Origin of the sequence: Mesorhizobium sp. M2A.F.Ca.ET.042.01.1.1 (assembly GCF_003997405.1) — a bacterium.
In the GTDB taxonomy this organism is placed as follows: domain Bacteria; phylum Pseudomonadota; class Alphaproteobacteria; order Rhizobiales; family Rhizobiaceae; genus Mesorhizobium.
Window position 1 is genome coordinate 1 of record NZ_RZRX01000344.1, and the last position, 5,208, is coordinate 5,208.

Annotated in this window: 4 protein-coding genes; 3 read left to right on the top strand and 1 reads right to left on the bottom strand. The window is 64.9% G+C overall.

Features of this window, described 5'->3' with window-relative positions; translation table 11 throughout:
- Nucleotides 1–264: 264 nt before the first annotated feature.
- The 3 genes from EOA23_RS31270 (at nt 265) to EOA23_RS31280 (ending at nt 4,470) form a co-directional block, all read left to right on the top strand.
- The gene (locus EOA23_RS31270) at nt 265–1,206 is read left to right on the top strand and encodes an ABC transporter substrate-binding protein (protein ID WP_127306951.1); all 942 of its coding nucleotides are present in this window, start codon (nt 265–267) and stop codon (nt 1,204–1,206) included.
- 94 nt (nt 1,207–1,300) lie between these two features.
- The gene (locus tag EOA23_RS31275; RefSeq protein ID WP_126060866.1) at nt 1,301–2,362 is read left to right on the top strand and encodes a betaine/proline/choline family ABC transporter ATP-binding protein; all 1,062 of its coding nucleotides are present in this window, start codon (nt 1,301–1,303) and stop codon (nt 2,360–2,362) included.
- Nucleotides 2,359–4,470 carry an ABC transporter permease subunit gene (locus EOA23_RS31280; RefSeq protein WP_127306952.1) on the top strand — a complete coding sequence of 704 codons (2,112 nt, stop codon included), beginning with the start codon at nt 2,359–2,361 and terminating at the stop codon, nt 4,468–4,470. The genes EOA23_RS31275 and EOA23_RS31280 overlap by 4 nt, the downstream gene beginning before the upstream one ends.
- Nucleotides 4,471–4,723: 253 nt before the next feature.
- On the opposite strand, the gene EOA23_RS31285 is transcribed toward EOA23_RS31280, so the two are convergent.
- Nucleotides 4,724–5,191 carry a metallophosphoesterase family protein gene (locus EOA23_RS31285; protein ID WP_127306953.1) on the bottom strand — a complete coding sequence of 156 codons (468 nt, stop codon included), beginning with the start codon at nt 5,189–5,191 and terminating at the stop codon, nt 4,724–4,726.
- Between the last annotated feature and the right edge of the window lie 17 nt (nt 5,192–5,208).

Here is a 5,208-nt window from a genome sequence, read left to right on the forward strand (position 1 = left end):
CAAGGCAGGAGATGCGCGAGCTGGTCGCCATGCATGCGGACAAGCCGCTTGAGACGACGGTCGAGGTCATCGGGCTGGAAGAGCTGTCGGCAGCACTTGTCGCTCTCGAACGGGGTCAGTCGAAAGGGAGGTACGTCATCAGTTTTGCGCGGTAACGGAATTTTCCGGCGGCCAGGGGAGTGGCGCGGAAAGAGGCTAGCGGCAGCCTCGCCATCGAGGATGGAAGTTCATCTCGAACCATAACAACCAGACAGGGGAAACATCATGCCGAATACGATCAACAGAATAAGAAATGCAGGAATTGGCCTGGCGCTGATGCTTGCCGCCAGCGCGCCGGTCGCCGCCGCCGATCTCGGCGCCAAGGACGAGCCGATCAAGCTCGCCATGCTCGAATGGACCGGCGCGCACGTCTCCACGCACATCGCCGGACAGCTTCTCGAAAAGCTCGGCTACAAGGTCGAATACGTCACCGCCGGCAACTTCCCGCAGTTTTCCGGTCTCGCCGACGGCTCGCTCAGCGCCTCGGTCGAGGTGTGGATGAACAATGTCGGCGACATCTATCCCAAGACGCTCGCCGCCAAGCAGATCGAGGATATCGGCAAGCTCGACCTGAAGACGCGTGAGGGCTGGATCTACCCGAAATTTATGGAGACGGTCTGCCCCGGTCTGCCCGATTGGACGGCGCTCAACAAGCCGGACTGTGTCAAGGCGCTGTCGACGCCGGAAACCGCGCCCAATGCGCGCTTCCTCGACTATCCGGCCGACTGGGGCTCGCGGGCCGCCACGATCCTTGCCGACAACAACATGCCTTACACCGCCGTTCCCTCCGGTTCCGAGGGTGCGCTCGTGGCCGAGCTCGAAGCCGCCGAGGCTGCCAAGACACCGCTGGTGATGATGTTCTGGGGGCCGCATTACGCACTGGCCGAAAACGACGTCGGCTGGGTCACTATGCCGCCCTGCAAGGAGCAGACCAACGAGCACTGCATCACCCCGCCGGATGTCGACAAGATCGTCTGGTCGGGCTTCGGCGCCAAATGGCCGGCGGCCTACGCCTTCCTCAAGGCGTTCAAGATGGACGCCGGCGAGCAGGAGAAGATGATGCTTGCCGTCGACAAGAAGGGCGAGGACCTCGACGCCGTGGTCAAGGCCTGGATCGACAAGAACGAGGCGGTGTGGAAGCCCTGGGTTGACGGCGCCAAGGGATAAATTCGCCGATGTGCCTGGCAAAGGCTAAGGGCGATAAAGGCCCGGCTTCCGCAATGCGCGGGGCCAGGCGACCAATCGGCAGGGGTCGATCGGAATGAACACTGCAGCGCGTCCGATAAAACTTGCCTGCCGCAATGTCTGGAAGGTCTATGGCCGGCGTCCGGACTATTATTTCGACTCGCGCGGCTATGTGATCGACCCAGATGCGCTGGCCGAGCGTCTGCGCGCGGAGGCGCATCTGCCGGCCGTGGTCGATGCCAGCTTCGAGGTGGCGGCGGGCGAGATCTTCGTCATCATGGGTCTGTCCGGCTCCGGCAAGTCGACCCTGGTGCGCTGCCTGTCGCGCCTGGTCGAGCCGAGCGCCGGCGAGATCCTGCTCGACGGCAGGAACCTGCTCGCCGCCAGCGGCAAGGATTTGATCGAACTGCGCCGCCACGCCATGGGCATGGTGTTCCAGAATTTCGGCCTGCTACCGCATCTGAGCGTGTTGGACAATGTCGCCTTCCCGCTGAAGATCCAGGGCAAACCGGCGAAGGAGCGTGAGGCCCGCGCCCGCGAGATGATCGCGCTTGTCGGGCTCGAAGGCCGCGAGGCATCCTTCCCGCACCAGCTCTCCGGCGGCCAGCAGCAGCGCGTCGGCATCGCACGTTCGCTGGCGGTGGGGCCAGAGCTGTGGTTCCTCGACGAGCCGTTCTCGGCGCTCGATCCGCTGATCCGCAAGCAGATGCAGGATGAGTTCCTACGCCTGCAGCGCATGCTGAAGAAGACCATCATCTTCATCACTCACGATATCGCCGAGGCCTTCCGCCTGGCCGACCGGCTGGCAATCATGCGGGCGGGCAAGATCGTGCAGATCGGCCGCCCCGCCGACATCGTGCTCAACCCGGCCGACGACTATGTCGCGCAGTTCACCGAGGACATGCCGCTGCTGCGCGTAATCACCGCCGGCGACATCGCCACGCCGGCCAATGGCGCGGCGCTGCCGGAGCGCAGCGTCGCCGCCGCCACCAGCCTCGAGGCGTTGATCCCGCAGCTCGCCTCCGGCGTGAGTGCTTTCACCGTGCCAGTCGCTGGTGACGGTCCGCCGGCGGTCCTCAGCGCCGGCGCGGTGCTTGCGGTGCTGGAGCGCGAGCAGGCGAGGCGCAAAAGCTCATGACAGCGCCGGCCGCCATAGCGCGATCCGCTCAAAGGTTCACCATCGCGCCGGCCCTTGTTCCCTGGTGCGCGCTGGCCGTGCTGACGGCGATTTGCCTCCTTCTGAAAAACGAGATCCCCTGGCTGGTCAATTTCCCCAAGGAATGGACGCTGCCGCTTGCCACCTACATTAACGCCGTGACCGACGTGGTCGTCTCGGTGATCCAGCCGGGGTTCCGGGCGCTCTCCGCACTGCTCGATGCGCCGATGCGCGGCGCGCGGCTGGCGCTCGCCTGGCTGCCCTGGCCGGCGGTGATGCTGGCGGTCGCCGCCCTTGCGCTGAAATCGAGCGGCGAGCGGCTGGCGATCTTCGCGCTCGCCACGCTCGCCTACATCCTGCTCGCCGGCTACTGGCCGCAGAGCATGAACACGCTGGCGCTGGTGCTGTTGGCGGTGCCGATCTCGATCGTGCTCGGCTTCCTGCTTGGCGTTCTGGGTTACGCTCGCCCGCGCTGGCGCCCGGTGCTCAACGGCGCGCTCGACCTGATGCAGACGGTGCCGGCCTTCGCCTACCTCATCCCGCTGCTCTTGCTGTTCGGCTTCGGTCCTGTGGTCGGGCTGATCGCCTCGGCGATCTATGCGACGCCGCCGATGGTCCGCAACACCATGCTCGGACTGGACCGTGTGCCAGCGGCGATCAGCGAGGCCGGCTTGATGAGCGGCTGCACGCGCCGCCAGCAATTCTGGCAGGTCGAGGTGCCGACGGCGCTGCCGCAGCTTCTCGTCGGCTTCAACCAGACGACGATGGCGGCGCTGTCGATGGTGATCGTCGCCGCCATCATCGGCGGCTTCGAGGATATTGGCTGGGAAGTGCTGTCCTCCATGCGCAAGGCCGAGTTCGGCCAGAGCATCCTGTCCGGCCTGGTGATCGCGCTGCTCGCCATCCTCATCGACCGCCTCACCATCGGCTTCGCCAAGGCGGCCGAGACCGGATCGACGCGCGCCATGCGCTGGATGACGCCGAGCCGGCTGGCCCTGTCGCTGGCCATCGCGCTGGCTCTCGCCGTCGTCATCCGGCTGGCCGCGCCCGATGCGACGCTTCTGCCGGAAACCGGGCTGCGCACGCAGATGGGCGCCGTGAACCAATGGCTGCTGGGGCTGGTGCGCGACTACGCCTGGTTCTTCAACGGTGTTCGTAATGCGGTGCTCTACTGCCTGCTTCTGCCGATGCGCGTCGGCATTTCCGGCTCGGCGACGCCGGCAATGTGGGGCTTCTCGCTGCCGCCATCGGCGCTGGCCGTCTATATGGGTTTGGTTGCGGCCTTGGCCGCGTTGGCCCTGCGCCGTTTCGGCTGGCGGGCTGCGGTCGCCGTGCTGGCCGCCGGCCTTGTTCTCTACACCGGCTTTCTGGATCTGCCTTGGCCCGTCCTCATCCTTGCCGTGGCCTTGCTTGCAGGCCAGGTGGGCGGGCCGCGGCTCGGCCTCTTCTCGGTGGTGGGCTTCGGGCTGATCCTGGTCAATGGCCTGTGGCCGCAGCTGGTGCAATCGCTCTATCTCTGCACGCTGGCGGTTCTGCTTTGCCTTCTGGTCGGTGGCGCGCTCGGTGTTTGGGCCGCGCATAGCGAGCGGGTCTCCCGCGCATTGAAGCCGATCTGCGACGCGCTGCAAACCATGCCGCAATTCGTCTTCCTCATCCCGGCGCTGATGTTCTTCAAGGTGGGCGAGTTCACGGCGCTGATCGCCATCATGCTCTACGCCATCGTGCCGCCGATCCGTTACGTCGAGCACGGGCTGAGGCATGTGCGGGCCGACGTGGTAGAGGCGGTCGAGCAGATGGGCGCCACGCCCATCCAGACGCTGCTGCAGGCCAAGCTGCCATTGGCGCTGCCGGTCGTCATGCTAGGCCTCAACCAGACGATCATGGCGGCGCTCTCGATGCTCGCCATAGCCGCCCTTGTCGGCACCCGCGACCTTGGTCAGGCGGTCTATGTCGCGCTCGGCAAGGCTGATGCCGGAATGGGCCTCATCGCCGGCCTGTCGATCGCGTTCCTGGCCATACTCGCCGACCGACTGATTCAGGCTGCCGTAGCGGGTACGACCTCGACCGCCTGGACGGCACACATGCAATAATGCCGACATGCAGCGGACGGCGCTCGGCGATATCCTAGATCGGTTCAGAGAGGCGGGAGCAGGATCCAAGGTCGTTCGAGGGGAGAAGGGCTTAGCCTTGCAAAGGTTCCGCCGGGTGATTTCGAACCCGAGCACGTCGACCGGCTGTGACGCATCCGCTGCATTGGGCTCGCGCCGCATGGATTGATCGCGCGCGGACGTTCACCCGATGGGGGCGGTTCGGCTTGGCATGCGATCGCCTTAAGCCAGCGCGTTAGCCGCTACTTAGATCGTGAATGGCCGGCTGTAGACCGTCAGGCGTGATATCAACCGTCGCAAGCGTGATCGGTAGCTTAAAACGACGGTGACCGGCGCTGCCTGGATTAAGATATAGCACGCCGTCAACGGTTTTGAGTTTTGGCACATGGGAGTGACCCGACACGACCATGTCGATGCCAAGCGCCGCTGGTGAGACCTGAAGCGCCTTGAGATCATGAAGGACGTAGAAGGTTCTGCCTGCCAGCCGCACCAGCGCGGTGTCGGCGTATTTCGAAGCCCACCCGGCCCTGTCCACGTTGCCTCTGATCGCGGTAACCGGCGCGATCTGCTGAAGCGCGGCAATAATGTCAGGACTGCCAATGTCTCCGCCATGGATGATGTGGTTTACCCGGGCCAGGCGCAGTTCCGCCTCAGGTCTCAGCAGGCCGTGGGTGTCAGAGATGATGCCTATCCTGAATGTCATTGTCGGTCGTTATATGG

Bases quoted from the DNA above. Each gene is read 5' to 3' on its own strand.
- EOA23_RS31280 (WP_127306952.1), top strand. From the start codon at position 2,359: ATGACAGCGCCGGCCGCCATAGCGCGATCCGCTCAAAGGTTCACCATC.
- EOA23_RS31285 (WP_127306953.1), bottom strand. From the start codon at position 5,191: ATGACATTCAGGATAGGCATCATCTCTGACACCCACGGCCTGCTGAGA.
- EOA23_RS31270 (WP_127306951.1), top strand. From the start codon at position 265: ATGCCGAATACGATCAACAGAATAAGAAATGCAGGAATTGGCCTGGCG.
- EOA23_RS31275 (WP_126060866.1), top strand. From the start codon at position 1,301: ATGAACACTGCAGCGCGTCCGATAAAACTTGCCTGCCGCAATGTCTGG.